The organism is Microbispora hainanensis, assembly GCF_006874475.1.
Lineage (GTDB): Bacteria > Actinomycetota > Actinomycetes > Streptosporangiales > Streptosporangiaceae > Microbispora > Microbispora hainanensis.
In genome coordinates, this window is record NZ_VIRM01000049.1 from 1 (window position 1) to 22,236 (window position 22,236).

The following is a 22,236-nucleotide window of genomic DNA, read 5'->3' on the forward strand; positions in this document are numbered from 1 at the left end:
GCGTACGGCGCCCGAACCCCGCCACGGTGCCGGGCGCGCCGCCCACGAGCCGCCGGGATCGGGGTCACCCGTCGCCGACGCCTCTGGCCATGACGTATTTGCGCTCGCCGTGAAAGACGCCGGGCGCGTCGGCGAGTGCCGCCAGGCGCAGCAGCCGCCAGGTGCACCAGTCCTCACCGGTGAGACGGCGTACGACAACGGGGCTCATGCTCGCGCTCCCTCGCTCTTCCGCGGAAGATACTCCTGCTGCCATGGTCGGGATCCGGCCAGGACCGGACAACCGGGCCCGGCCGTGACCGATCCGTACGCCGAGAGGAAGCCATGAGCATTCGCCTGGGTGGCGTGGTCATCGACGCCAACGACCTCGACGGGCTCGCCGCGTTCTGGAGCCGCCTGCTGGAGCGGGACATCACCCGCCGTGAGGACGACTGGATCAGTCTGGGTCCCGGCCTGGCCCTGCAACGCGTCCGCGAACCCAAGACCGCGAAGAACCGCGTCCACCTGGATCTGGTCGCCGACGACTTCGCCGCCGCGGCCGCCCGTGCCGCCGCGCTCGGGGCCACCCCGGTGGGGGAGATGCACGAGGATCTCTGGCAGGTCTGGCGGGATCCCGAAGGCAACGAGTTCTGCCTCTGCGTGTCCTGACGTGCGGGACCGCCCGGGGGCCTACTGACGGCCCGGGAGCGACGCGAGCGCCTGCGACCGCTGGGCGACCAGATCGGCGTAGGTGCCGTCGCGCTCGGCCCACCGGTGCATCAGCACGCCCTTGACGAGGATCTCGTGGGGAGTTGGGTCGGCCCGGAGCAGGTCCATCACCTCGGTGGCGAACTCGGCGAGGTCGAGCGCGCGGGGGTTGAGCCGCGCCTGCTCGGGCGTGGTGGCGACAGCCGGAGGGACGAGCTCGGCCACCTCGACGCCCGTGCCGTCCAGTTGCGCGCGCAACGCCTCGGTGTAGGCGTGCACGCCGGCCTTCGACGCCGCGTACGTCGGCATGAGCGGGAACGGCAGGAACCCGATGCCCGAGCTGACCGTGATGACGGCACCGGCGCCGCGCCCGACCAGGTGCGGGGTGAACGCGTCGATGACGCGGATGGTGCCGAGCAGGTTGCTGTCGATCGTCTGCTGCGCGGCGCTGAAATGCGCGGGATCGCGCAGGTCCTCGGGGATCATGATCCCCGACATCGTCACGATCGTGTCGAGGTCCGGGTGGCTGCGCAGGATCGTGTCGCGGGCACGGCCGACGCTGTCCTGGTCGGTCACGTCGATGGGAACGGTGCCGAACCCCTCGGCCGCGAGCCGGTCGAGCAGGCCGGCTCGCCGGCCGCCGACGATCACGGAGCTGCCGGCCGCGGCGAAGCGGCGGGCGAGTTCGAGCCCGATTCCCGAGGTGGCGCCGGCGATGAAGACGGTGCGGTTGGTGACGTCCATGGATTTCTCCTGCTCAGGGCGGGTCGGTGGCAAGGCCGGTCGGCGCAGCGCCGGCGGCGTCTTCAGTGTCGAGCCGTGTTCCGGCCGGGGGCAGTGCCCCCGTCTACCGGGGTCCTGCCAGGGCCCCCTTGGCCGAAAAAGTCCGAAATACGATGACGGACATGAGCGACGACGACCGCGCCAACCTGCTCGGCGACTACCTCCGCGCCCGCCGGGCCCTGGTCACCCCGCAGCAGGCCGGGCTCGCGCCGGGTGCGAACCGGCGCGTACCCGGGCTCCGCCGGGAGGAGGTCGCCATGCTCGCGGGCATCAGCGCCGACTACTACCTGCGGCTGGAGCGTGGCCGCGACAAGAATCCCTCAACGCAGGTGCTCGAATCGCTCGCGCGGGTCCTGCACCTCGACGAGATCGAACAGGAATACCTTCTCGGCATGGCCGCCGCACGCCCGAAATCCCGGCGGCGCAGGAAGCCCGAACGCGTCCCCGCGCGGCTGCACCAGCTCCTGGCGAGCGTGCAGGTTCCCGCCTTCGTGGAGGGGCGCGCGTTCGACGTGCTCGCCTCCAACCGGCTCGCGGTCGCGCTCTCTCCGCGCCTCCAGCCTGGGTACAACCGGCTGCGGTCTCTGCTGCTCGATCCCGAGGAGCAGGCGTTCCAGCAGGACTGGACACGCTCCGCGGAAGGATTCATCGCCGCCTTCAGGAAGTACGCCGGGGACGACATCGACAACCCGCGGTTCGTGGAACTGGTGGGCGAGCTCGCCCTGTCGAGCGAGCGTTTCCGGACGCTCTGGGCGCGCCACGACATCCGCACCCTGGACGGCGGCACCACCACCGTGAACCATCCCGTCGTCGGCGAGCTGAGCCTGCACCGGGACAAGCTCCCCGTGGACGGCCTGCTCCTGGTGCTCTACTACGCCGATCAGGACAGCGAGAGCGACGAGAAGCTCCGCCTCCTCGCCTCCATGGAATGCCGTTGACGACGAGCATCAACCGCCTGGACCGGCTCCCCGGCCCAGGTGCCGGCGATCGTGTCACTGGTTGTCGGTGAGGAGTTGCCGTGTGCGGGCGAGGAATGCCTGGCGGACCTCTTCCGGGTGCAGGATCCGGAGCGGCCGGCCCAGGCTGAGCAGGTAGCGGGCCAGGCTGTCGGCGTCCGGCCCGCCGATGTCGACGATCGTGGCGTCATCGCCGTCCGGGCGGTGGACGCCGACCGTCGCCGGCACCAGCCTGCGGGCCTCATCGGCCGGTACGGCCAGGCGGACGGTCACCCGCATCGGGTAGGGCCTCAGCGCGATGCCCGTGCCGACCGCCTGTGCGGGATCCGGCGGGTCGGGCAGGGCGGCGGCCTGCCCGGTGGCCGTGGCGTCGACGATGCGATCGGTACGGAAGGTGCGCCAGTCCTGCCGCGTCAGGTCGTAGGCGAGCAGATACCAGCGGCGGCCTGTGTAGATGAGCCGGTAGGGGTCTGCTTGCCGGGTGGACGTCGTCCCGGCGCCGTCGCGGTAGGTCAACCGGGTGCGTTCGCCTCGCCGGCACGCGGTGGCCAGGTCGAGCAGCAGCGCGGGGGAGATCTGGCCGTCGCCGGGGTGCGCGGTGTGGGCGAACGCGGCGTCCAGTTCGCCGAGCCGGGCCGCGATCCTGGACGGCAGCACCTGGCGGAGTTTCAGCAGCGCCGACAGGGCCGCCTGGTCGCTGCCGGAGACTCCGCTGAAGGCGGCGGTGCGCAGCCCGACGGCGACCGCGAGGGCCTCCTCCTCGTCGAGGATCAGCGGCGGAATGCCGGCCCCGGGCCCGAGGCGGTAGCCGCCCCACGGGCCCATCTCCGATTCGATGCCGTAGCCGAGTTCACGCAGCCGGGCGATGTCCCGGCGCACCGTCCGTTCGGTGATCTCCAGCTGGGCGGCGAGATCCGCGCACGTCCAGGACTGCCGCGCCGACAGCAAAGACAGCAGCCGCAGCAGCCGTGCCGAGGTGTTGACCACGGCTCACAGTCTGCTCGATAACCAGGACCGTTTCTGACCGGGTCATACCGTAACGTCGCCGGCACGGCCGAGAACGTCTCGGCCGGGAAGTCCATGACGACGATGACCGCCGCCAGGGTGCGTCAGATGACGGGCCCGGGCGGGGTGCACGTAAGCGATAAGGGGCAGGACCCATGGAAGCGCGTATGAAGAGCGTGGCGACTCCCGACCTGATCACCGGGATCCAGCATCTGCAGAAGGCGATCCACGCCGGCGGCGTCGACCCGCTCGTGCTCGAACTGGTCCATCTGCGGGCCAGCCAGATCAACGGCTGCAGCCCGTGTGTGTTCGCCGGCGTGCAGTCGGCCAAGAAGCACGGGGAGACCGACGAGCGGCTGCACAGCGTGGTGGCGTGGCGTGAGGCTCCGTTCTTCACCGAGGAGGAGCGGGCGGCGCTCGCGCTGAGCGAGGCCGCGACCCGGATCCAGGACGGCGCGCCGGGCGTGACCGACGAGATCTGGGACGACGCTACCGCCCACTTCGACGACAGGCAGCTGTCCGCGATCATCCTGAACATCGCGCTCACCAACCTCTTCAACCGTCTCAACCACACGATCCGGGAGCCGGCCGGCAAGGCCTGGTGACGGCGGGCGGATCATCAGGGGGCACATGACGATGAGCGACGAACTACCGGAACTGACCGTCACCGATGCCCGGGCCTGGCGGCAGTGGCTCGGCGAGCACCACGACGGCTCGGCAGGGGTGTGGCTGGTCCTCGCCAAGCAGGACACAACCCGGCCCACCAGCCTGACCTATGACCAGGCGCTCGACGAGGCCCTGTGCCACGGCTGGATCGACGGCCGGCTACGACGGCGGGACGAGACCACCTTCTTCCGGCGCTTCACCCCTCGAGGACGGCAGAGTGCCTGGTCGGCGCGGAACGTTTCCATCGTCACCCGGCTGACGGGCGAGGGCCGGATGCACCCGGCCGGGATGACCGAGGTCGAACGCGCCAAGGCCGACGGCCGCTGGGAGGCGGCCTACGCGGGACAGGCCGGCATCGAGGCGCCGGCCGACCTGGCCGCGGCGTTGGCCGCGAATTCCCGGGCACAGGCGATGTTCGACATCCTCACCGCCCAGAACCGCTACGCCATCCTCTATCGGGTCGCGAACGCCAAACGCGCCGAGACCCGAGCCCGCCGAATCGCCCAGTTCGTGGACATGCTCGCCCGTGGCGAGGCCATCCACCCGCAAAGGCGCACGCTCGGCGGCTGAACGCCGGCCACTCCTCCGCCCGCCTCGCTCCGCCACGCCCACCCAGGGGCGGCCCGGCGTCCGGCCCGACCGGAACACTACGACGCCGGGGGCGGATCGAGGCGGCCGGCCAGTGGGATGCCGCCCGCGGCCCTGGCACAGCGGCGGGCCAGATGCGCGAACGCCTCCCTGAGCTCGGCCGGGCCGACGACCTCGATCTCGGCGTCGAACCTGCCGATGGCGGCGGCCAGGCCGGGCCACGACCACGAGCCCAGGACGAGCCGGCAACGATCCGGGCCGAGCTCCTCCACGACGCCGTCGCGGACGTACGGGGACACGACGGCGGCGGGCAGGTCGAGGATCACCTCACCGCGGCAGAGCCAGTCGCCCGACCCGTCGAAGCCCCGGAACCTCTCGGCCACGAAGGCGGCCACATCGCCTCCGGGCACCTCGCGCGGGGCGAAACGCGGCCCCGTGGGGGAGCGCGGCGTGATCCGGTCGGCACGGAAGGTCCGCCAGTCCTCCCGGTCGAGATCCCAGGCGACCAGATACCAGCGCCCGCCCCAGGTGACCAGGTGATGAGGCTCCACCCGGCGCGGCGGCGCCGGCACCCCGCCGTCGCCTGCTCCCGAAGGGGAAGCGGCCGCGTAGTCGAAGCGCAGCACCTCACCGGCATGAACCGCCGCGCTGAGCGCCACGAGCACACGGCCGTCGACCCGTACGTCCGGCCGCGCCGCCGGCCGCTCGACGGCGGTGACCTGGAGGGTGTCGATCCGGTGGCGCAGCCGTGCGGGCATGACCTGCCGGACGGTGTTCAGCGCACGCGCCGCCGCTTCCCCGACGCCGGCGCCGGTCGTGGTGACCGTCTGGAGCGCCACGGCGAGGGCGACGGCCTGGTCGTCGTCGAACAGCAGCGGGGGCAGCCGCGAACCGGCGTCCAGCCGATATCCGCCGTCGGGCCCCTTGAACGTCGTGATCGGATAACCGAGCTCACGCAGACGATCGACGTCACGGCGGACCGTACGGGTGCTTACGCCCAACCGCCCGGCCAGGTCCTCACCCGGCCAGGTGCGCCGGGCCTGCAGCAGCGACAAAAGCGCGAGCAGCCGCGCGGACGTCTTCGGCATGAGACCCATCCTGCTCCAGAAGAGGACGAATCCTGTCCGCTACCCATGGAAACGTGACGGTCATCGACGCCGGCCGCGACGCATGCGCGGCCGCTTCCGGCGTCTGTACGAGAGATCGCAAGGCGAGGAGCCACCATGTCCGTCACCACCACGACCCACCTGAACTTCCGCGGCGACGCCCGCGCGGCGCTCGGCTTCTACCACTCCGTCTTCGGCGGGAACGTCGTCGCCGTCACCTACAAGGACGCGGACATCACCCAGAATCCCGACGAAGCGGACTGGGTGATGTGGGGTCAGGTGACCGCGGACAACGGCTTCCACGTCATGGCCTACGACGTGCCCTCCCACACGCCGTGGCACCCGGGCGAGAACGCCGTCTTCGTCTCCGTACGCGGCGACGACACCGACGAGATCACCACCTTGTGGGACAGGCTGACCGCCGGCTCGACCGTCGTGCGGCCGCTCGAGCCCGTGCAGTGGGCCCCGCTCTACGGCATGCTCAAGGACCCCTTCGGCGTCGTCTGGGTCCTCGACGTCGCGGCCCCCCACAACGGCTGAACGCAGCGGCGGACGGACGCCATGACGGTCCTCGACAACCGCGCGCTCAACCGCGCCACGCTCGCCCGGCAGTTCCTGCTCGACCGCACCGGCACACCGGCACTCGACGTCGTCGCGCACCTGTGCGGCATGCAGGCACAGGAACCGCAGGAGCCGTTCGCCGGGCTGTGGTCGCGGGTGCGCGACTTCCGCCCCGCGGCCCTGGACGGTCTGCTGACCGGGCGGCACGTGGTGCGCACCCACCTGATGCGCCGCACCGTCCACCTCGTCACCGCCGGCGACGCGCTGGCCTGGCGCGCCCGGCACGACACCATGCTCCGCCGGCGGGTGCTGACCACCTACCGCCGGGAGCTGGCCGGGCTCGACCCGGACGAGGTGGCGGCGGCCGGCCGGGAGGTCATGGCCGACGGACGGCCCCGCACGATGGCCGAACTCGTCGACGCGCTCACCGGCCGCTGGCCCGCCCCGCCACGCCGGGCCCTGGGCGAGCTGCTCGTCGCCGCGCTCATCCCCATGGCCCAGCTGCCCCCGCGCGGGCTGTGGCGCACCAAGGCGGGGGTACGCAACGTCCCCCTCGCCACCTGGCTGGGACGCGACATCGCCCCGCTGTCCCCGGACGGGTCCGACCCGGCCGGCCAGGCGCTGGTCCGCCGCTATCTGGCCGCCTTCGGGCCCGCCGCGTCCGCCGACCTGCGCGCCCGCCGCGTCCGCCGACCTGCGCGCCTGGTGCGGCCTGGCCGGGCTGCCCGCCGCGGTCGACGCCGTACGCGGGGAACTCGTCGCCTTCCGCGACGAACGGGGCCGGCAACTGCTGGACCTGCCCGACGCGCCGCGTCCGGATCCCGGCACCCCCGCGCCCGTGCGTTTCCTGCCGGCGTTCGACAACGCGATCCTCGGCTACCACGACCGCAGCCGCATCGTCGACGACGCCCACCGCGGCCTGTCGGTCGCCGGCGCCCGCGTCGTCCTGGTGGACGGCCGGGTCTCCGCGACCTGGGACGCCGCGGCCGGCACCCCGACCGGCAGCGAGACCGTCACCGTGACCGTCACTCCGCTGCGCCGCCTGTCGCGATCCGAACATGCCGCCGTCACCGAGGAGGGGAGGTCACTGGCGGCGTTCCTGTCGGACGGCGACAGCGACCGCGTACGGATCGGCCCGTCCGCCGCCTGAGCTCCGGAACGTCGTCAGTCGCACAGCACCCGCGTCAGGCGCCGGGAGGCGAACCAGACACCCGCCCCGGCCAGCGCGGCCAGGTAGACCGCGTGCCCCAGCAGCCCCCACTCCAGCACGCCCATGCACAGGCCCCGCACCAGCTCCACCGCGTGATAGAGCGGCGTGATCTGGATCAGCACCTCGACCCCGACCGGATAATCCTGCACGGGGGAGAACGTCCCGGAGAACAGGAACAACGCGAACTGCCCGGTGCCCATCAGGTCGAAGTCCTGCCAGCCGCGCATCAGCGTGCTGACGGCCATCCCCAGCCCGCCGAAGGCCAGCCCCACCAGCACGGTCGCCGGAAACGCCGCCACCGCCCAGCCGGGCTCGGCCAGCCCCATCGCCACCATCACGACCAGGAAGATCGCGGTGTAGAGCGAACCCCGGACGATCGCCCACACCAGCTCGCCCACCGCGATCTCGATGGGCCGCACCGGCGTCGCCAGCACCGCCTCGAACGTCTTCATGTATTTCAACTTGAAAAAAAAGTTGAACGTCGTCTCGGCCAGCGCCCCCGACATCGCCGACACCGCCAGCATCGCCGGCGCGACGAACGACGCGTACGACATCGTCCGCCCGTCCACCGTCAGGTCACCGACCAGCGCGCCGACGCCGACACCGATCGACAGCAGATACAGCAGCGGCTCGAAGAAACCCGACAGCAGCACGATCCAGTACGACGGCCCGGAACGCAGCGCCCCCACGTTGCGGCCGATGACGGCGCCCACCCGGCCGGGGGAGACCCGGGACGCCACCAGCGTCGTCACCATCAGTCCTCCAGCTTCCGGCGGAACGCCCGCACCGCCAGGAAAAGGCCCGCCGCCGCCCACAGCAGCAGACAACCGACATGCACCAAAGCCGGCCAAGCAGGAGCCCTGCCCAGCGTCGCCGCCCGGCACAGCTCCACCGCATGCCACAACGGCGAGGCGTACGCCAGCGGGCGCAACACCGCGGTGAGCTGCTCGACCGGGAAGAACACCCCCGCGAACAACGTCGAAGGCAGCGCCACGAGCCGGAACAGCAACGAGAAGTAACTGTCATGGTCGATCGTCGCGGCGAACGCCATCACCGGCGCCGCCACCGACACCGTCAGGAACGCGCACACCAGGGGAGTGACCAGCGCCCACGGCGAATGCAGCCCGCCGAAGAACACCACCACGACCAGGAAGGCCACCACCGCGATCGTCACCCGGAACACCAGGTAGAGCAGATGCCCCCGGACCATGTCCGCCGGACCCACCGGCGTGGCCCGCATCGCGTGATAGGCCCTGACCCACTTGAAGTCACCCAGCACCGAATAGGTCGACTCACCCACCGCGATCTGGAAGGCCGTCGAGGCGAGCACCCCCGGCACGATCCACGACAGGTAATCGACCCCCTGCACCCTGCCGATATAACCCCCCACGCCGATGCCGATGCTCAGCAGGAACAGCACCGGCAGCACGAACGAGGAGAAAACCGACGCCTGCCACAGCCGCCGGTAGAGGGTCAGGTGCCGCTCAAGCACCGCGATCGTCGGATGCACCCCACGCGTCACGGCCATCTCAGTCCACCAGCGTCCGGCCCGTCAGATGGAGGAACACATCCTCCAGCGTCGACCGCCGCACCAGCACACTCGACGGCTCCAGCCCACGCCGGTGGATCTCGGCGAGCGCGGCGTCACCGTCGTCCACGTAGACCAGCACCCGGTCGGGCAGCGGATCGACCCGCTTGCCCACCCCCTCCAGCGCCGCCGCGAATCGCGGCCCCGCCTCGGGCATGCCGGGGAACCGCACCTCGACCACCTCGGCCGTGGAGTAGGTCTCGATCAGCGACCTCGGCGACCCCTCCGCCACGATCCTGCCGCCGTCCATCACGACCAGCCGGTCGCACAACTGCTCGGCCTCGTCCATGTAGTGCGTCGTCAGCACCAGCGTGGTGCCCCGCTGCTTGAGCCGGAACAACCGCTCCCACAACAGGTGACGGGCCTGCGGGTCCAGCCCCGTCGTGGGCTCGTCGAGCAGCACGAGATCGGGGTCGTTCACCATCGCCCGCGCGATCGTCAGCCGCCGCTTCATGCCTCCCGACAGCGGCTCCACCTTCCCGCCCGCGCGGTCGCCGAGCTGCACGAACTCCAGCAACTCGTCGGCCCGCCTGCGGCTCTCCGCCCGCGACAGCCCGAAATAGCGGGCGTAGGTCACCAGGTTCTCCCGCACCGTCAGGTCGGGATCGAGATTGTCGAGCTGCGGGCACACCCCCAGGCGTGCGCGGATCCTCGGCCCGTCGTGCACCGCGTCCATGCCCAGGATCCGCAGCTCACCGGTGGTCGGCGTGGACACGCACCCGATCATCCGCATGGTCGAAGACTTGCCGGCCCCGTTGGGCCCGAGGAAACCGAACGCCTCTCCCGGCGCAACGTCGAGATCGATCCCGTCGACAGCGGTGAACTCCCCGAAGCGTTTGACCAGGCCGCGCGCGTAGATCAAAGGTTGATCGGCCACGATCCGAGACCCTAACCAACGGCCCCGACATTTCCGCAACAGGTTATCCGCGCCGCCCGGCCCGGCCCCGCCCCGCCTCCCCGGCGGCCACGCGGAAACCGCCGCGCCGCCACGGGATCCACCCGAGATCCACCGGTCCCGCACCCGAGGCTCGGGCCCGGATGCGTCCGCCCCCGGCGAGCCGTACCCTGACTTGCGTGAACACGTTCGAGCTGGGCACCGACGGCCCGCGAGTGATCCTCGTCGGCATCGACGGCTCGGAGACCTCCCTGCGCGCCGCCGCCTACGCCTGGGGCCTCGCCCGCCGCCAGGGTTCGCACGTCGTCCTCGTCTACGTCGCCAATCCCGGAGCGATCAGCACGATGGTGCCGGCCGCGTCGGCCTCGGTGATCGAGGCGGGGGAGGAGATCGCCGCAGACCTGCGCGCACAGGTGGAGCACTTCGCCAAGACCGCCCACTCCCGTGTCGACTACACCTTCCGCACCGAGCACGGCGACGCCGCCGGCGTCCTCGCCAGGATCGCCGACGAGATCCGGGCGGACGCGGTCGTGGTGGGAGCCTCCACGCAGGCCGGCCACCGCTTCATCGGCTCGGTCGCGCTCCGCCTGGTCCGCACCGGCCGCTGGCCGGTCACCGTCGTCCCCTGAACGCGCCGCGCGACCACCGGAGGACAAGCGCAACCGGCTGGAGGGTCAGCGGCGCTCGGGCGGCCCGGACACGTCCAGCGCCCGCAGGCCCTCGAGCACCCGGAGCAACGTCGCCTCGTCAGGGCCGTCATCCCGCACGCCCACCGGATGCCGCCGCACCCGCCGCGGCAGCATCCCCGGCGACGTCTCCGCAGGCACCCCCACAGGCACCCCCGCAGACGCTGGCGTCTCCTCGGCGGCGTCCGCGACAGCCGTACCCTGCAGACCCTGACCCCGCAGACCCTGACCCCGCAGACCCGGACGCTGCTGGCCCGGACTCTGCCGACCCGCCGCCGGAGCACCCGCCACCCCTGGCGAACGCGTCCCCTCCGGCGGCGCGATGGCCAGCTCACACCACACGATCTTGCCGCGATCCGGCGCCGAATAATGACCCCAGCGCCGGGCCAGGCTGCCGACCAGCACGAGCCCCCGGCCGCTTTCGCCCAGCTCGCCGTCCACCTCGCCATTCGGCACCGGCTCGCGGTCGCTGACGTCCCACACCTCGATGAACAGGCTGCGCCGCCCCGGCGCCACCCGCACCCGCAACGCCACCGTACGCAGGGCCACCGGGAACATCGACGAGGCCATCGGCGGGCTGACCACGGCGTCCGTCGCCCGCACCGCGTTCGTCACCAGCTCGGACACGACCAGCTCCGCCGTCTCGGCCAGGTCCCCGAGCTCCCACCCCCGCAACTGGCACCGGACGAACGCGCGCGCCCGGCGCGGGGCCGTCGCGGCCGACCCGAACACCTTGTACGCGATCCTGCGGCCCTCCTGGGACGGGAAAGGCGAGATCAGCATCGTGACAGCAGGCCCTGGACGGACCGGCCGGCGAGGACCGGGACGGCCGGTCGGGGAAAACCCATGCCTCCGATCATCTGTCATGAACGCCGGCAAAGTGGCGGGCTTCACGGCATTCGCCTAACTTTCTCCTCCCGCTCACTCCTTGGACGCCGCCCTACCTGACAGAAGATGACAGGAACACGCGGCACCCTGGACCCATGAACGGACACGCCACCGGCACCTTCGACATCACCAACTGGACCGAACTGGCCACCGAGGACAAGGAAGGCGCCACCTTCGGCCGCAACGCCATCGCCAAGACCTTCCACGGCGACATCGTCGGCACCAGCACCACCGAGATCCTCACCGTCGTCACCCCCGAAGGCCCCGCCGCCTACGTCGGTGTCGAACACGTCGACGGCACCCTCCACGGCCGCAAGGGCACCTTCGCGCTGCAGCACAGCGCCGGCAGCCACAACGGCGAACAGTGGCTGAAATGGCAGATCGTCCCCACCAGCGGCACCGGCGAACTGACCGGCCTCACCGGCGAGGGCACCATCCGCGTGGACGACGACGGCCACCACTACCTCCTCGACTACACCCTCCCCGAGGACTGACCACCCCCCATCCGGGTAGCCGCCGATGCATGGTGAAACCCGCTGACCGGCAGCCCGCGGACGACCACGCCGCCGCGCCCGCCACCCCCCGCACCCCGGCACCCCGCGTCGCCGTCATCGCACACCGCAAGAAGACCCTCGGCGGCGGCCTCGACGAGCTCCGCAAGCTCATCACCGGCTACGACGTCGACGACCTGCTCTGGTATGAGGTCCCCAAGAGCAAGAAGGCCCCCAAGAAGGTCCGCCGGGCACTCAAGGACGGCGCCGAGCTGTTCTTCCTCTGGGGCGGCGACGGCACCGTGCAACGCTGCGTCGACGCCCTCGCCGGCAGCGACGCCACCATCGCCGTCGTCCCCGCCGGGACCGCCAACCTCCTCGCCCGCAACCTCGGCATCCCCGAAGACCTCGCCGAGGCCGTGCGCATCGGCTTCGAGGGCCGCCGCGCCAAACTCGACCTCGGCAAGATCAACGGGGAGCACTTCGCCGTCATGGCGGGCGTCGGCCTCGACGCCGAGATGATCGCCGACGCCGACCGCGGGCTCAAGGACCGCCTCGGCCGCCTCGCCTACATCTGGACCGGCCTGCGCCACGTCGGCGGCGCCGTCACCCCCATGAAGATCAAAGTCGACGGCGACGACTGGTTCGAGGGCGACGCCAGTTGCGTCCTCGTCGGCAACGTCGGCACCGTCACCGGCGGTATCGACGTCTTCGAAGACGTCCGCCACGACGACGGCCGGCTCGACGTCGGCGTCTCCACCGCGCAAGGCCCCATCCAATGGGCCCGCACCCTCGGCCGCATGAGCGCCGGCCACGCCGAAAAGTCCCCCTTCGTCCGCATCACCCGTGCCAGGAAGGTGACGGTCAAGCTCCGCACCCCCATGGCGTACGAACTCGACGGGGGAGTGCGCGACCGGGTCACCCGCATCACGATCAAAGCCGTGCCCCACGCCGTCACCGTCTGCCTGCCCGACACCACCACCTGACCACAACCGCACGGCCTACCGAGGCCGCACGTTGTGGTTGCGGGCGAACAGGTTGCCGGGGTCCCACTGACGCTTGACCGCCGACAGCCGCTCGTAGGTCCGCGGCGGATAGACCGCCGCCACATCCTCCTCACCCGCCGACGCGAGGAAGTTCACGTACGCACCGCCGACGTGGGGCGCGAGCCTGCCCCAGATCGCCTCCAGGCCCGGCAACGCAGCCTCCACGACCGGCGCCGGCCCCGCGACCGTGGTCCCGATCATCAACTCCGCCCGGCGATGCGCATACGCCGTGGCGTCGCCGGGCACCCGGGCCACCGCGCCGCCCACACTGCGTACGGAGATGAACGGCGCCCCCTCCGCCGCCCCGGCCGCAGCGAGAATCCGCACGACCTCGGTCACCGACTCCCTCTCGACGAACCCGCTCCGGGTGAACAGGCGAATCCCCGGCGGCGCGACGGCACCGTCCACGAGCGTGTCGGCATACGGCCGCAGCGCGACATCGTCGGCGATCACCGTGCCGAGCCGGCGGATCGGATCGATCGCCCGAGCAGCGAGGTGCGGGTCGTCCCCGTCGAAAGCGACCTGCACCTCCATCGGCGCCCGAGGACCACCGGCCAGAGGATTGGCGAGATTCGCAATGGACGTCAGCTCCTCCGGCGCCCCGCGCAGCCAGTCCGCCCACCCCTGGAGCACGGCGGCGGCCTCCTCCGCGGGAAACGCGATCTTCCCGAAGAAGACGTCCGTCGTCGGATGCGCCGCGAACTCGAACGCGGTCACGATCCCGAAATTGCCACCGCCACCCCGAAGGGCCCAGAACAACTCGGCGTTCTCTTCCACACCGGCCCGCACGACCTCCCCGCCAGCGGTCACCACCTCAGCGGCGACCAGGCTGTCCAACGCCAGACCGTGCTTCCTGACCTTCCAGCCGATGCCGCCGCCCAACGTCAGCCCGCCGACGCCGACGCTCCTGGTGTCACCCGAGGAGATCGCCAGCCCATGCGGGGCCAGAGCGGCCGCGACCCGACCCCAGGTGGCGCCACCGCCGACCCGCACGATGTGCCGCTCCTTGTCGACGACCTCGACCGCCGCGAGCCCGCTCAGGTCGATCACCACACCGCCGTCGTTCGTGCCGAAGCCCGCGAAGCCGTGACCGCCGCCCCGCACCGACAGCACAAGCCCCGCATCCGCGGCGAATCTCACCCCCGCCCGCACATCCCCGACACTCCTGGGCCGCAGGACACAGGCCGGACTGCCCTGCACCAGCGCGGTCCGCGCGGCCGACGCGTACTCCGCCGCTCCCGGTTCGATGACCTCGCCACCGAAGTCACGGCGAAGGGTCTCAAGCGCTGCGTTCATGACGTGTGCTCCTCACTCGTGCCGCGCCGCGCACCGGCGCGGCGTCCTGACGAGCAAGAGATCCCGGCCACCCGAGCCCTGTGACAGCACGGCTGTGTGACGTGCGTCACCGGCCCCACGTGTCACAAAGCAGCGGGCACCGGGATCGTATGGACGCAACGGCCGAGAACCACCAGACAGGAAACCCGCGAATGAGCGAGAGACCGACGGACACGCCCCAGCCGCTCGGCGGCCGGACGGAGCCCGCCATGGAGCCCGCCATGGACCGGGCCACCGAGGCGTTCGTCGCCCACCGCAACCTGCTGTTCACCGTCGCCTACGAGATGCTCGGCTCGGCCGCCGACGCCGAGGACGTCCTCCAGGAGACCTGGCTGCTGTGGGCGGGCGTCGACCTCCACGCCGTACGCGACCAGCGCGCCTACCTCGTGCGCATCACCACCCGCCAGGCCCTGAAACGACTCCGGACACTCGGCCGCCGCAGGGAGTCGTACGTCGGGCCGTGGCTGCCGGAGCCGCTGCTGACCGCGCCGGATGTGGCCGAGGACGTGGAGCTCGCCGAGAGCGTGTCGATGGCGATGCTGCTGGTGCTGGAGACGCTGTCGCCGACCGAGCGGGCGGTGTTCGTGCTGCGCGAGGTATTCGACCTGGACTACGACGAGATCGCCGACGCCGTCGGCAAGAGCCAGGCCGCCGTCCGCCAGATCGCCCACCGCGCCCGCTCCCACGTCGCCGCCCGCCGCCCCCGCGACGCCGCCACGCCAGACCAGACCCGCCACGCCCTCCAGGCGTTCAAACGGGCGGTCGAAACCGGCGACCTGCAACACCTGCTCGACATCCTCGCCCCCGACATCGTCTTCCTGGCGGACGGCGGCGGACTCAAGCAGGCCGCCCTGACCCCCATCGTGGGCGCCGACCAGGTGGCCCACCTGCTGAGCAGGCTCACCCCCGCGGCCTCGCTGCAGCCCACACACGTCAACGGTTATCCCGCACTGATGGTCCGGGTCGGCGGCCACGTCGACACCGTCATCACCGTACGCATCGACGACGGCCGCATCACCGGCCTCTACGCCGTACGCAACCCGGAGAAACTGTCACACATGGAGCGGGAGACCACCGTGACCCGCTGACACCCGACCGGCCGGCCCGTACGGGGGAGACCCGGACCACCGGCCCATCTGCAGCACGGCCCAGCAGCGAGCCCATCCTCGCGGCCGGGCCTTTGCGTGAGGCGCATCACACCGACTCGCGCCGAACCCCGCGACCCGGCACAGTACCCACACACGATGGACGACACGGACCTCCCGCTGCTGCGACTGGTCGCCGCCGGTGACGAGCACGCCTTCGAACTGCTCTACACCCGGCACGCCCACGCCCTGCTCGCCTACGCCCAAGGACTGCTACGCGACCGCGGCGCCGCAGAGGAGGCCCTCCAGGAAACCTTCATCGCCCTCTGGCGCTCGGCCCACGCCTACGAAGGCCGCTCCACCGTCCGCACCTGGCTGTACGGCATCTGCCGCCGCCAGGCACTCAAACGCATGAACGGCGACCGCCCCGCCCCCCACCCCCTGGACGAAGCCGCCCACCTGCCCTCCACAGAACCCGACCCCGAAACCGTGGCCCTCGCCCGCGCCGACACCGCCGCCGTCGCCGCCGCACTCACCACACTGCCCGCCGCCCACCGCGAAGTCCTCACCCTCGCCCTGTCCGCCGGACTGTCCCACGCCGAGATCTCCCAGATCCTGGACATCCCCGTCGGCACCGTCAAAAGCAGGCTGTTCACCGCCCGCGCCACCCTCGCCCGAGCCCTGCCCGTCGAAGCCGAGGGGAGAACACGATGACCCACCCCACCCACCGACTGCCCGCCTACGCCGCAGGCCACCTCACCGGCGACGCCGCCGCCGTCACCGCCCACCTGGCCGGCTGCACCTCCTGCGCCACCCAGGCCCGCGCCTGGCAGGCCACCGCCACCGCCGTACGCGACGCCACCGCACACCTCGCCCCACCGCCCCCGAGCCTCTTCACCGCCATCCGCCACCACCTGACACCCACCCCCGGCCCGGCCGCCACCCGGCCCGTCCCCACCTACCGGGGCGACATCGGCACCCGGCCACTCCACCGCGCACTCGCCATCCTCACCCGCCAGCGCACCCTCATCCGATGGCCCGTCTGGACCCTCGCCGCCGCACTCATCGCCGGAGGCGCCGTCCTGGCCGCGCTCGCCCCCACCGGCCACGCCGCACAGGTCCTCGCCATGACCGTGCCACTCGCGGCCGCGCTCGCCGTCGCCGGAGCCTGCGGAACCGACAACGACCCGCCCGCCGAACTCGCCGCCGCCCTGCCCACCCCACCCCGCGTCGTCCTGCTCGCCCGGCTCACCCTCGTGCTCACCGCCACCGTCACCGCCGGCCTGCTGGCCACCCTCGCACTCACCGCACTCACCCCCGGCGGGGGAGCGGCCGGACTGGTCACCGCCTGGTTCGGCCCCCTCGTGCCCCTGTCGGCCACCAGCTTCGCCCTGTCCGTCCTCTGGCGGCCCTCCGCCGGCGTCACCACCGCCCTCGCACTCTGGCTCGCCCGCGCCCTGTCGATCGGCCAGGTCACCCCGACCGGCCTCAGCCCCGCCGCACTCCGCCTCGCCGACCCCCTGTGGACCCCCGGCCCCGCCGTACTGACCGCAGCCGCCGCCCTCGTGGCCGCCACACTCCTGCTCGGCCCACGCCTGCCCCGGCACGCCGGACACATTCCGCGATGAACCCGAACGCCCCCGCCGGTACCAACTCCCCGTGAAGCACCTACCCCTGTGGCGGCACGAACTGCGCCGCGCCGGCTGGACCGCGTGCGCGGCCCCCGCCGCCGCACTCGCCGTCACCCTCGCCCTCACCGCGACCGCCGCGGCCTTCGGCACCGCACGCCCCCAGCTCGAACGCTTCCTGCTCACCGGACTGGAAGCACTCATCCCACTGGCCGCCGGCATGGCCGCCGTCGCCGTCGTCTCCCGCGACCCCAGCCGCGAACTCCAGCTCACCCTCCCCACCCCGTACACCACGACCCTCGGCCGCCGCCTGGCCGTCCTCGGCGGCCTCACCGCCACCCTGGCCATCGCCTTCTCCGCCGCACTCGCCGCCGGCGGCTGGTGGACCGGCCCCGGCCTGCCGTACGCGCCCCTCGTCTGGGCCGCCCCGCTCCTGTGGCTCACCGGGCTCGCCCTCCTGGTCGCCGCACTCGGCCGCAGCGTCGTGCTCGCCACCACCACCGTCGCCGCCATATGGCTCGGCGAACAACTGTTCGCCGCGACCTTCGCCACCACCCCCGGGCTCCGCCCGTTCTTCCTGTTCATGACCACCCGCATCGGCGTCCCCACCGACTGGGACGCCAACCGCGCGGCCCTGGCCGCCTCCGGGGCCCTGCTCACGGCCCTCGCCCTGATGCTGCTGCGCCGCCCCGAACGCCTGCTCACCGAGGAGGAGACATGACCACCCTGCGCCAGACGTGGGCGGTGACCCGCTACGAGTTCCGCATGCAGATCCGCAAACGGTCCCTGTGGATCACCACCGCCACCCTCGCCGTCGTCCTCACCTTCAGCCAGGGCGACCGCGGGCCACGCCACCTGCCGCCCGGCACACCACCCCGCGAGGTCATGGCGAGCTGGGCCCTGCTGATGGCCCTCCTCCTGCCGATCGGCTTCGGAATGGTGCTCGCCGACCGCCTCACCCGCGACCGCCGCCTCGGCCTGGCGTCCCTGCTCGAAAGCCTCCCGATCGGCCGGGGCGCGCTCGTCGCCGGCAAGTACCTCGGCGGGCTGACCTCCACCGCGGTCCCCGCCGCGCTGGTCCTGCTCATCGCCGCCGCCGGCGAGACCGCCCACCGGCACGATCCCGCCCTGTTCGCCTGGGCGGCCGTCGCCTTCGTCCTGGTCACCCTCCCCGGGCTGGCCTTCGTGGCCGCCTTCGCCCTCGTCTGCCCGCTGCTGACGACCGCCCCGCTGTTCCGGGCGCTGTTCGTCGGCTACTGGTTCTGGGGCAACATGCTCAACCCCGACCTGTTCCCCTCACTGACCGGGACCCTGCTCACCCCGCTGGGCGACTACCCGGCGACCTGGCTGATGGGGGAGCGGGCCCTGTACGCGGGCGCCGACGGCTGGCTGCAGTTCCTGCGCCCCGAGCCCGGCGGCGCGGCGGCCGTCGCCGCCATCGCCCTGCTCCTCGCGCTCAGCATCCCGCCGCTCGCCCTGGCCTCACCGCTGCTGCGCCGCAGAAACCTGTCCGCCTGACCGCCAGAAAGACACCTCGCATGGACATCCAGATCACCGGGCTGCGCCGCACCTTCGGCAAGGTCACCGCCCTCGACGGACTCGACCTCACCGTCCCCGGCGGCATGTACGGCCTGCTCGGCACCAACGGCGCGGGCAAGACCACGCTCATGCGCGTACTCGCCGGAGTCCTTCCGCCGACCGCGGGCACCGTACGCGTCGGCGGCCACGACCTGGCCACCAGGACCGGCCGCCTGGCCGTACAACGCCGGCTCGGCTACCTGCCCCAGGACCTCGGCCTCTATCCCGACCTGTCGGCCCGGGAGTTCCTCGACTACGTCGGCCTGCTCAAGGGACTCGACGACACCGCCGCCCGCCGCCGCCAGATCGGGGAGCTGCTCGACATGGTCGGCCTGGCCGACGCCGCCCCCCGCAAGCTGCGCGGCTTCTCCGGTGGCATGCGCCGCCGTGTCGGCATCGCGCAGGCTCTGCTCGGCGACCCCGCCCTGGTCGTGGTCGACGAACCCACCGCCGGTCTCGACCCCGAGGAACGCATCCGCTTCCGCACGCTCCTGGCCACCATCGCCGCCGGCCGGACGGTGCTGCTCAGCACCCACATCGTCGAGGACGTCGCCCAGACCTGCCGCGACACGGCCGTGATGACCCGGGGCAGGGTCGTCTTCAACGGCCCGGTCGCCGACATCGTCCAGCGGGCCGAAGGCGTCACCTGGGAACTGGTCGGCCAGGGACCGCCACCCGCCACCGGCGTCGTCGTCTCCGCCGTGAGCCGCCCCGACGGCACCCACTACCGTCTCGTCAGCTCCGCCCGGCCCGACCCCCGCGCCGTACCGGTCCAGCCCTCGCTGGAGGAGGGGTACGTCGCGCTCATGCACGCGGGCGCCAACGGCTGAACAGCCCGGGGGAGAGGTCACCCTACGTAACCGGCCGGCCGCGCCGCAGAGCGAGGGCGCGGCCGGCCGGTTGCCGGGCTCGCCGTACGTCCCGACGTCGTTGGCGCCGACACCCGCCGATCCCAACCCGGGCTCACGTCCGAGCACGCGAGCGTCGTGGCCGGCGAAACGCCGGCCACACGTGGGCACGGACCGGCTGGAGGAGTGGCCGGAACAGTCAACTTGACATAATGTTCATTATCGAGCAATGCCGGAAGGGGCTTCCACCTGGGGTTTTCGGAGTGCGCGACACCGTCTTTGCGCGGTCGCCGCAACGAGGCGCCGTCAGCCGAGTTCCTCGGCCAGCGCGACGACGATTCCCTCGGGCCCGCGGAGGTAGCAGAGCCGGTACGCGTCCTCGTACTGGACGACGTCGCCGACGAGTTCGGCGCCGTGGGTGCGCAGCCGCGCGATGACCTCGTCGATGTCGTCGACGGCGAACATGATGCGGCGGATGCCCAGCGTGTTCGCCGGGGCGTCCTGCGGCACGCCGCCGATCGCCGCCGGCGTGTGATACTTCGCCAGCTCGATCCGCCCGTGGCCGTCCGGGGTCCGCATCATCGCGATGTCGACGCTCTGGTCGTCGAGCCCGACGAGACGTGCCGCCCAGGGCCCTTCGATCAGCGCCTTTCCCTCCAGCTCCATGCCGAGGTCCACGAAGAACGCGATGGCGGCCTCCAGGTCGTCGACCACGATGCCGACGTTGTCCATCCGCCGAATCGTCACGGTGATCCTCCTTCGTTGCGGCTGCGGGCACACCCGGGACGGAGCCGGCGCCGCATTCTCGACACTCCTATCCCGAGATCATGCTCCCGGCCGCACACCCCTCCACGAATACGGCAAATGTCCCCGTTCATCCCTATATCGGACAGAAGGTGAATTCTGTCCGGTATAGAACGCGGTGTCCGTTCTTTCGGTCGATGATCGGACACCGGCTGATCAGGCTCATGGCCGCCTATAGTGCCCGGCAAGGTCCTGGTGGCTCCCCGAGCCCATGTCGAGCATGCCGTCCGGGACCTTGACGAAGACGCCTACCTACGGCTGATGCGGACGGTCCGCCGGATCGCCCTGGCGGTCGAGGCGGTCGTCCCCTCCGAGCGCACCTACCTGTTGTCCTTGGGCAGCCGGCAGGGCAACGCCCACCTGCACTGGCATATCGCTCCCCTGCCTCCAGGCACCCCTTACGAGCAGCAGCAGTATCACGCGCTGATGACCGAGAACGGAGTGATTCCCTGGTCGGCGCAGCAGGCGGCCGACCTCGCCGGCCGCCTGCGCGCGGTCCTGTCCGCTCACGCGTGACGCGGAGGTGGACTCAGCCGAGGTGTCGTTGGAAGAAGCGTAGTGAGCTGTCGATCTCGCACTCGGGGAGCTCGCCGTGCCTGCCCGGGTTGGCGTGCAGGGTCTTGTCGGCCGAGGCGAAGGCGTCGAACAGCGCCAGGCCCTGGGCCCTCGGCACCCGTTCGTCGTCCCACTGGAGCAGGAACCGCACCGGCACGGTGATCCTCGCGGCGGCCTCGGCCGATGCCGACGCCCCGCCCATGCCCAGCACCGCCGCACGGACCCGGGGTTCGGCGGCGACGAACGGAACGCCGAGGCCGCACCCCAAGGACACGCCCCAGTAGCCCACCGGGCCGATGCCGACGTGGTCGAGCCGCTGGAGCGCCTGGAGCGCCGTCCGCCATTCCGGGACGGTCTGGCGAGCCACGAGCGCCTGGAAGGCGGCGGTCAGCGGAGCGAGCTCCTCCCCCGCCGCCACGCGAGCCTGGTTCTCCGTCGCGATCTTGTCGTACCTGTCGTCTGTCGGACGGTCGCCGTGGCCGGGCACGTCCACCGCCGCGACGGCGAAACCGCCCCCGGTGACGTAGCGGTGCGCGCGGGCCAGGATGTCGGGGTCCTTCTTGTGCCGGCCGCCGCCATGACACATCAGGATGAGAGGACGAGCGCCGGTGGCGTTTTCCGGTGTCCAGAGCACACCGGGGAGTTCATCGAGGGTGAAGAGTTGTTCGGTGACGCCGTCGGACGACGTGTGGGAGATGAAGCGCACGGCGTTTCACGCCTTTCGAAAATGCCTTCTGCGGGCACTCCCCTAGGCGATGCGAAGGAGGGAGTCCCGACCTGTCACAGCGTTGATCGGTCTCACCTCCTCGGGTCGCCGCGATGCGCGGTGACGGTGAACTTATCACGGCAGGGCGGGCCCGTCCCCCACCGTGTCACAAATGGGGACGGGTGCGGTATTGCCGCATTCCCGAGGTGGCGATAGCGTGAGCTCCGTGACTGCCGGGTCGGCCATGGGCCACAAGCGAGTGAGGCACCCGGCCACGGCGTGAGGGCCGGGCGGGCGCGAGGCCCGCCGCATCTTCGACCTCGTGATCTGAAATTCTTCCTTCCGCGTATTCGGCGCGGCCTGCGGCGCCGGCGAAATCGCCGCCCGTCGTCCCCTTTGTGCCGTGCGCGTTTCCGCCATTCCTTCACAACCGCCTGCCCTGATGCGGCGAGGCGGTCGATTCGCCATGCCCGGAAAACGCCGGCATCAAGAAATCCCGGCATCAAAAAAATCCCGGCATCAAGAAAAGCCCGGAACAAGAAAG

27 protein-coding genes and 1 pseudogene are annotated in these 22,236 nt (G+C 71.7%); 17 read left to right on the top strand and 11 right to left on the bottom strand.

Features of this window, described 5'->3' with window-relative positions:
- Positions 1–64 precede the first annotated feature (64 nt).
- On the bottom strand, positions 65–208 hold the full coding sequence (locus FLX08_RS40900) for a hypothetical protein (protein WP_167530624.1): 144 nt from the start codon (positions 206–208) through the stop codon (positions 65–67).
- Between the two features lie 113 nt (positions 209–321).
- On the opposite strand from FLX08_RS40900, the gene FLX08_RS30455 reads away from it, so the two are divergent.
- Positions 322–645, top strand: coding sequence for a VOC family protein (locus tag FLX08_RS30455; protein WP_142623714.1), 324 nt, complete (start codon positions 322–324; stop codon positions 643–645).
- Between the two features lie 21 nt (positions 646–666).
- Here the strand turns inward: FLX08_RS30455 and FLX08_RS30460 are convergent, their stop codons facing one another.
- Positions 667–1,428 (bottom strand): SDR family oxidoreductase, encoded by a 762-nt coding sequence (locus tag FLX08_RS30460; protein ID WP_142623715.1) that lies wholly within the window; start codon positions 1,426–1,428, stop codon positions 667–669.
- 161 nt (positions 1,429–1,589) lie between these two features.
- Between FLX08_RS30460 and FLX08_RS30465 the strand changes: the two genes are divergently transcribed.
- Positions 1,590–2,405, top strand: coding sequence for a helix-turn-helix domain-containing protein (locus FLX08_RS30465; protein ID WP_142623716.1), 816 nt, complete (start codon positions 1,590–1,592; stop codon positions 2,403–2,405).
- Between the two features lie 54 nt (positions 2,406–2,459).
- Here FLX08_RS30465 and FLX08_RS30470 read toward each other — a convergent pair whose 3' ends face one another.
- Positions 2,460–3,410: a helix-turn-helix transcriptional regulator gene (locus FLX08_RS30470; RefSeq protein WP_142623717.1), complete on the bottom strand. Its 951-nt coding sequence runs from the start codon at positions 3,408–3,410 to the stop codon at positions 2,460–2,462.
- A 173-nt stretch (positions 3,411–3,583) separates the two neighbouring features.
- On the opposite strand from FLX08_RS30470, the gene FLX08_RS30475 reads away from it, so the two are divergent.
- Both FLX08_RS30475 and FLX08_RS30480 read left to right on the top strand, forming a co-directional pair.
- Positions 3,584–4,033: a carboxymuconolactone decarboxylase family protein gene (locus FLX08_RS30475; protein WP_142623718.1), complete on the top strand. Its 450-nt coding sequence runs from the start codon at positions 3,584–3,586 to the stop codon at positions 4,031–4,033.
- Positions 4,034–4,058: 25 nt separating this feature from the next.
- Positions 4,059–4,664 carry a YdeI/OmpD-associated family protein gene (locus FLX08_RS30480; protein WP_244313013.1) on the top strand — a complete coding sequence of 202 codons (606 nt, stop codon included), beginning with the start codon at positions 4,059–4,061 and terminating at the stop codon, positions 4,662–4,664.
- 77 nt (positions 4,665–4,741) lie between these two features.
- Here the strand turns inward: FLX08_RS30480 and FLX08_RS30485 are convergent, their stop codons facing one another.
- The gene (locus tag FLX08_RS30485; RefSeq protein WP_142623719.1) at positions 4,742–5,770 is read right to left on the bottom strand and encodes a helix-turn-helix transcriptional regulator; all 1,029 of its coding nucleotides are present in this window, start codon (positions 5,768–5,770) and stop codon (positions 4,742–4,744) included.
- Positions 5,771–5,905: 135 nt separating this feature from the next.
- On the opposite strand from FLX08_RS30485, the gene FLX08_RS30490 reads away from it, so the two are divergent.
- The 3 genes and pseudogenes from FLX08_RS30490 to FLX08_RS43520 all read left to right on the top strand — a co-directional run bounded on the left by FLX08_RS30490 (position 5,906) and on the right by FLX08_RS43520 (position 7,499).
- Complete coding sequence (locus FLX08_RS30490) at positions 5,906–6,328, top strand: VOC family protein (RefSeq protein WP_142623720.1); 423 nt, start codon at positions 5,906–5,908, stop codon at positions 6,326–6,328.
- Positions 6,329–6,457: 129 nt separating this feature from the next.
- A pseudogene (locus FLX08_RS43515) lies at positions 6,458–6,937 on the top strand (DNA glycosylase AlkZ-like family protein); the annotation flags it as partial.
- A 133-nt stretch (positions 6,938–7,070) separates the two neighbouring features.
- Positions 7,071–7,499, top strand: a complete 429-nt coding sequence (locus FLX08_RS43520; RefSeq protein WP_425280652.1) for a DNA glycosylase AlkZ-like family protein — start codon at positions 7,071–7,073, stop codon at positions 7,497–7,499.
- A gap of 14 nt (positions 7,500–7,513) precedes the next feature.
- Here the strand turns inward: FLX08_RS43520 and FLX08_RS30500 are convergent, their stop codons facing one another.
- Genes FLX08_RS30500 through FLX08_RS30510 form a run of 3 tightly spaced genes read right to left on the bottom strand, consistent with a single transcriptional unit; the run spans position 7,514 to position 10,024 of the window.
- Complete coding sequence (locus tag FLX08_RS30500) at positions 7,514–8,314, bottom strand: ABC transporter permease (RefSeq protein WP_142623721.1); 801 nt, start codon at positions 8,312–8,314, stop codon at positions 7,514–7,516.
- A complete protein-coding gene (locus tag FLX08_RS30505; protein ID WP_142623722.1) occupies positions 8,314–9,087 on the bottom strand; it encodes an ABC transporter permease in 774 nt (257 codons plus the stop codon). Before FLX08_RS30505 ends, FLX08_RS30500 begins: the two co-directional genes overlap by 1 nt.
- 1 nt (position 9,088) lies before the next feature.
- Positions 9,089–10,024 carry an ABC transporter ATP-binding protein gene (locus FLX08_RS30510; protein WP_208761762.1) on the bottom strand — a complete coding sequence of 312 codons (936 nt, stop codon included), beginning with the start codon at positions 10,022–10,024 and terminating at the stop codon, positions 9,089–9,091.
- A 197-nt stretch (positions 10,025–10,221) separates the two neighbouring features.
- Here FLX08_RS30510 and FLX08_RS30515 point away from each other — a divergent pair, with 197 nt between their 5' ends.
- On the top strand, positions 10,222–10,671 hold the full coding sequence (locus FLX08_RS30515) for a universal stress protein (protein WP_208761763.1): 450 nt from the start codon (positions 10,222–10,224) through the stop codon (positions 10,669–10,671).
- A 45-nt stretch (positions 10,672–10,716) separates the two neighbouring features.
- On the opposite strand, the gene FLX08_RS30520 is transcribed toward FLX08_RS30515, so the two are convergent.
- The gene (locus FLX08_RS30520) at positions 10,717–11,511 is read right to left on the bottom strand and encodes an ATP-binding protein (RefSeq protein ID WP_142623724.1); all 795 of its coding nucleotides are present in this window, start codon (positions 11,509–11,511) and stop codon (positions 10,717–10,719) included.
- Between the two features lie 200 nt (positions 11,512–11,711).
- Between FLX08_RS30520 and FLX08_RS30525 the strand changes: the two genes are divergently transcribed.
- Positions 11,712–12,110, top strand: coding sequence for a DUF3224 domain-containing protein (locus FLX08_RS30525; protein WP_142623725.1), 399 nt, complete (start codon positions 11,712–11,714; stop codon positions 12,108–12,110).
- Between the two features lie 29 nt (positions 12,111–12,139).
- Positions 12,140–13,093 carry a diacylglycerol/lipid kinase family protein gene (locus FLX08_RS30530; protein WP_142623726.1) on the top strand — a complete coding sequence of 318 codons (954 nt, stop codon included), beginning with the start codon at positions 12,140–12,142 and terminating at the stop codon, positions 13,091–13,093.
- A gap of 15 nt (positions 13,094–13,108) precedes the next feature.
- On the opposite strand, the gene FLX08_RS30535 is transcribed toward FLX08_RS30530, so the two are convergent.
- On the bottom strand, positions 13,109–14,449 hold the full coding sequence (locus FLX08_RS30535) for an FAD-binding oxidoreductase (protein WP_142623727.1): 1,341 nt from the start codon (positions 14,447–14,449) through the stop codon (positions 13,109–13,111).
- A gap of 191 nt (positions 14,450–14,640) precedes the next feature.
- On the opposite strand from FLX08_RS30535, the gene FLX08_RS30540 reads away from it, so the two are divergent.
- From FLX08_RS30540 to FLX08_RS30565, 6 genes are all read left to right on the top strand, one after another.
- Positions 14,641–15,576: an RNA polymerase sigma-70 factor gene (locus FLX08_RS30540; RefSeq protein WP_142623728.1), complete on the top strand. Its 936-nt coding sequence runs from the start codon at positions 14,641–14,643 to the stop codon at positions 15,574–15,576.
- Between the two features lie 156 nt (positions 15,577–15,732).
- Positions 15,733–16,287, top strand: a complete 555-nt coding sequence (locus tag FLX08_RS30545) for an RNA polymerase sigma factor (protein ID WP_142623729.1) — start codon at positions 15,733–15,735, stop codon at positions 16,285–16,287.
- Positions 16,284–17,201, top strand: coding sequence for an anti-sigma factor family protein (locus tag FLX08_RS43060; protein WP_142623730.1), 918 nt, complete (start codon positions 16,284–16,286; stop codon positions 17,199–17,201). The genes FLX08_RS30545 and FLX08_RS43060 overlap by 4 nt, the downstream gene beginning before the upstream one ends.
- A gap of 31 nt (positions 17,202–17,232) precedes the next feature.
- On the top strand, positions 17,233–17,922 hold the full coding sequence (locus FLX08_RS30555; protein ID WP_142623731.1) for a hypothetical protein: 690 nt from the start codon (positions 17,233–17,235) through the stop codon (positions 17,920–17,922).
- Positions 17,919–18,719, top strand: a complete 801-nt coding sequence (locus FLX08_RS30560) for an ABC transporter permease (protein ID WP_142623732.1) — start codon at positions 17,919–17,921, stop codon at positions 18,717–18,719. The genes FLX08_RS30555 and FLX08_RS30560 overlap by 4 nt, the downstream gene beginning before the upstream one ends.
- 20 nt (positions 18,720–18,739) lie before the next feature.
- Positions 18,740–19,609, top strand: coding sequence for an ABC transporter ATP-binding protein (locus tag FLX08_RS30565; protein WP_142623733.1), 870 nt, complete (start codon positions 18,740–18,742; stop codon positions 19,607–19,609).
- Positions 19,610–19,933: 324 nt separating this feature from the next.
- Here FLX08_RS30565 and FLX08_RS30570 read toward each other — a convergent pair whose 3' ends face one another.
- Positions 19,934–20,359 (bottom strand): VOC family protein, encoded by a 426-nt coding sequence (locus FLX08_RS30570; RefSeq protein ID WP_208761768.1) that lies wholly within the window; start codon positions 20,357–20,359, stop codon positions 19,934–19,936.
- Positions 20,360–20,608: 249 nt separating this feature from the next.
- Here FLX08_RS30570 and FLX08_RS30575 point away from each other — a divergent pair, with 249 nt between their 5' ends.
- Positions 20,609–20,947: an HIT family protein gene (locus FLX08_RS30575; RefSeq protein WP_280117143.1), complete on the top strand. Its 339-nt coding sequence runs from the start codon at positions 20,609–20,611 to the stop codon at positions 20,945–20,947.
- A 13-nt stretch (positions 20,948–20,960) separates the two neighbouring features.
- Here the strand turns inward: FLX08_RS30575 and FLX08_RS30580 are convergent, their stop codons facing one another.
- On the bottom strand, positions 20,961–21,692 hold the full coding sequence (locus tag FLX08_RS30580; protein WP_142623736.1) for a dienelactone hydrolase family protein: 732 nt from the start codon (positions 21,690–21,692) through the stop codon (positions 20,961–20,963).
- Positions 21,693–22,236: the final 544 nt, after the last annotated feature.

What these genes read in the sequence shown, in the direction of transcription:
- FLX08_RS40900 (WP_167530624.1), bottom strand. Translation starts at nt 208, where the DNA reads ATGAGCCCCGTTGTCGTACGCCGTCTCACCGGTGAGGACTGGTGCACC.
- FLX08_RS30455 (WP_142623714.1), top strand. Translation starts at nt 322, where the DNA reads ATGAGCATTCGCCTGGGTGGCGTGGTCATCGACGCCAACGACCTCGAC.
- FLX08_RS30460 (WP_142623715.1), bottom strand. Translation starts at nt 1,428, where the DNA reads ATGGACGTCACCAACCGCACCGTCTTCATCGCCGGCGCCACCTCGGGA.
- FLX08_RS30465 (WP_142623716.1), top strand. Translation starts at nt 1,590, where the DNA reads ATGAGCGACGACGACCGCGCCAACCTGCTCGGCGACTACCTCCGCGCC.
- FLX08_RS30475 (WP_142623718.1), top strand. Translation starts at nt 3,584, where the DNA reads ATGGAAGCGCGTATGAAGAGCGTGGCGACTCCCGACCTGATCACCGGG.
- FLX08_RS30480 (WP_244313013.1), top strand. Translation starts at nt 4,059, where the DNA reads ATGACGATGAGCGACGAACTACCGGAACTGACCGTCACCGATGCCCGG.
- FLX08_RS30485 (WP_142623719.1), bottom strand. Translation starts at nt 5,770, where the DNA reads ATGCCGAAGACGTCCGCGCGGCTGCTCGCGCTTTTGTCGCTGCTGCAG.
- FLX08_RS30490 (WP_142623720.1), top strand. Translation starts at nt 5,906, where the DNA reads ATGTCCGTCACCACCACGACCCACCTGAACTTCCGCGGCGACGCCCGC.
- FLX08_RS30500 (WP_142623721.1), bottom strand. Translation starts at nt 8,314, where the DNA reads ATGGTGACGACGCTGGTGGCGTCCCGGGTCTCCCCCGGCCGGGTGGGC.
- FLX08_RS30505 (WP_142623722.1), bottom strand. Translation starts at nt 9,087, where the DNA reads ATGGCCGTGACGCGTGGGGTGCATCCGACGATCGCGGTGCTTGAGCGG.
- FLX08_RS30520 (WP_142623724.1), bottom strand. Translation starts at nt 11,511, where the DNA reads ATGCTGATCTCGCCTTTCCCGTCCCAGGAGGGCCGCAGGATCGCGTAC.
- FLX08_RS30525 (WP_142623725.1), top strand. Translation starts at nt 11,712, where the DNA reads ATGAACGGACACGCCACCGGCACCTTCGACATCACCAACTGGACCGAA.
- FLX08_RS30530 (WP_142623726.1), top strand. Translation starts at nt 12,140, where the DNA reads ATGGTGAAACCCGCTGACCGGCAGCCCGCGGACGACCACGCCGCCGCG.
- FLX08_RS30535 (WP_142623727.1), bottom strand. Translation starts at nt 14,449, where the DNA reads ATGAACGCAGCGCTTGAGACCCTTCGCCGTGACTTCGGTGGCGAGGTC.
- FLX08_RS30540 (WP_142623728.1), top strand. Translation starts at nt 14,641, where the DNA reads ATGAGCGAGAGACCGACGGACACGCCCCAGCCGCTCGGCGGCCGGACG.
- FLX08_RS30545 (WP_142623729.1), top strand. Translation starts at nt 15,733, where the DNA reads ATGGACGACACGGACCTCCCGCTGCTGCGACTGGTCGCCGCCGGTGAC.
- FLX08_RS43060 (WP_142623730.1), top strand. Translation starts at nt 16,284, where the DNA reads ATGACCCACCCCACCCACCGACTGCCCGCCTACGCCGCAGGCCACCTC.
- FLX08_RS30560 (WP_142623732.1), top strand. Translation starts at nt 17,919, where the DNA reads ATGACCACCCTGCGCCAGACGTGGGCGGTGACCCGCTACGAGTTCCGC.
- FLX08_RS30565 (WP_142623733.1), top strand. Translation starts at nt 18,740, where the DNA reads ATGGACATCCAGATCACCGGGCTGCGCCGCACCTTCGGCAAGGTCACC.
- FLX08_RS30570 (WP_208761768.1), bottom strand. Translation starts at nt 20,359, where the DNA reads ATGGACAACGTCGGCATCGTGGTCGACGACCTGGAGGCCGCCATCGCG.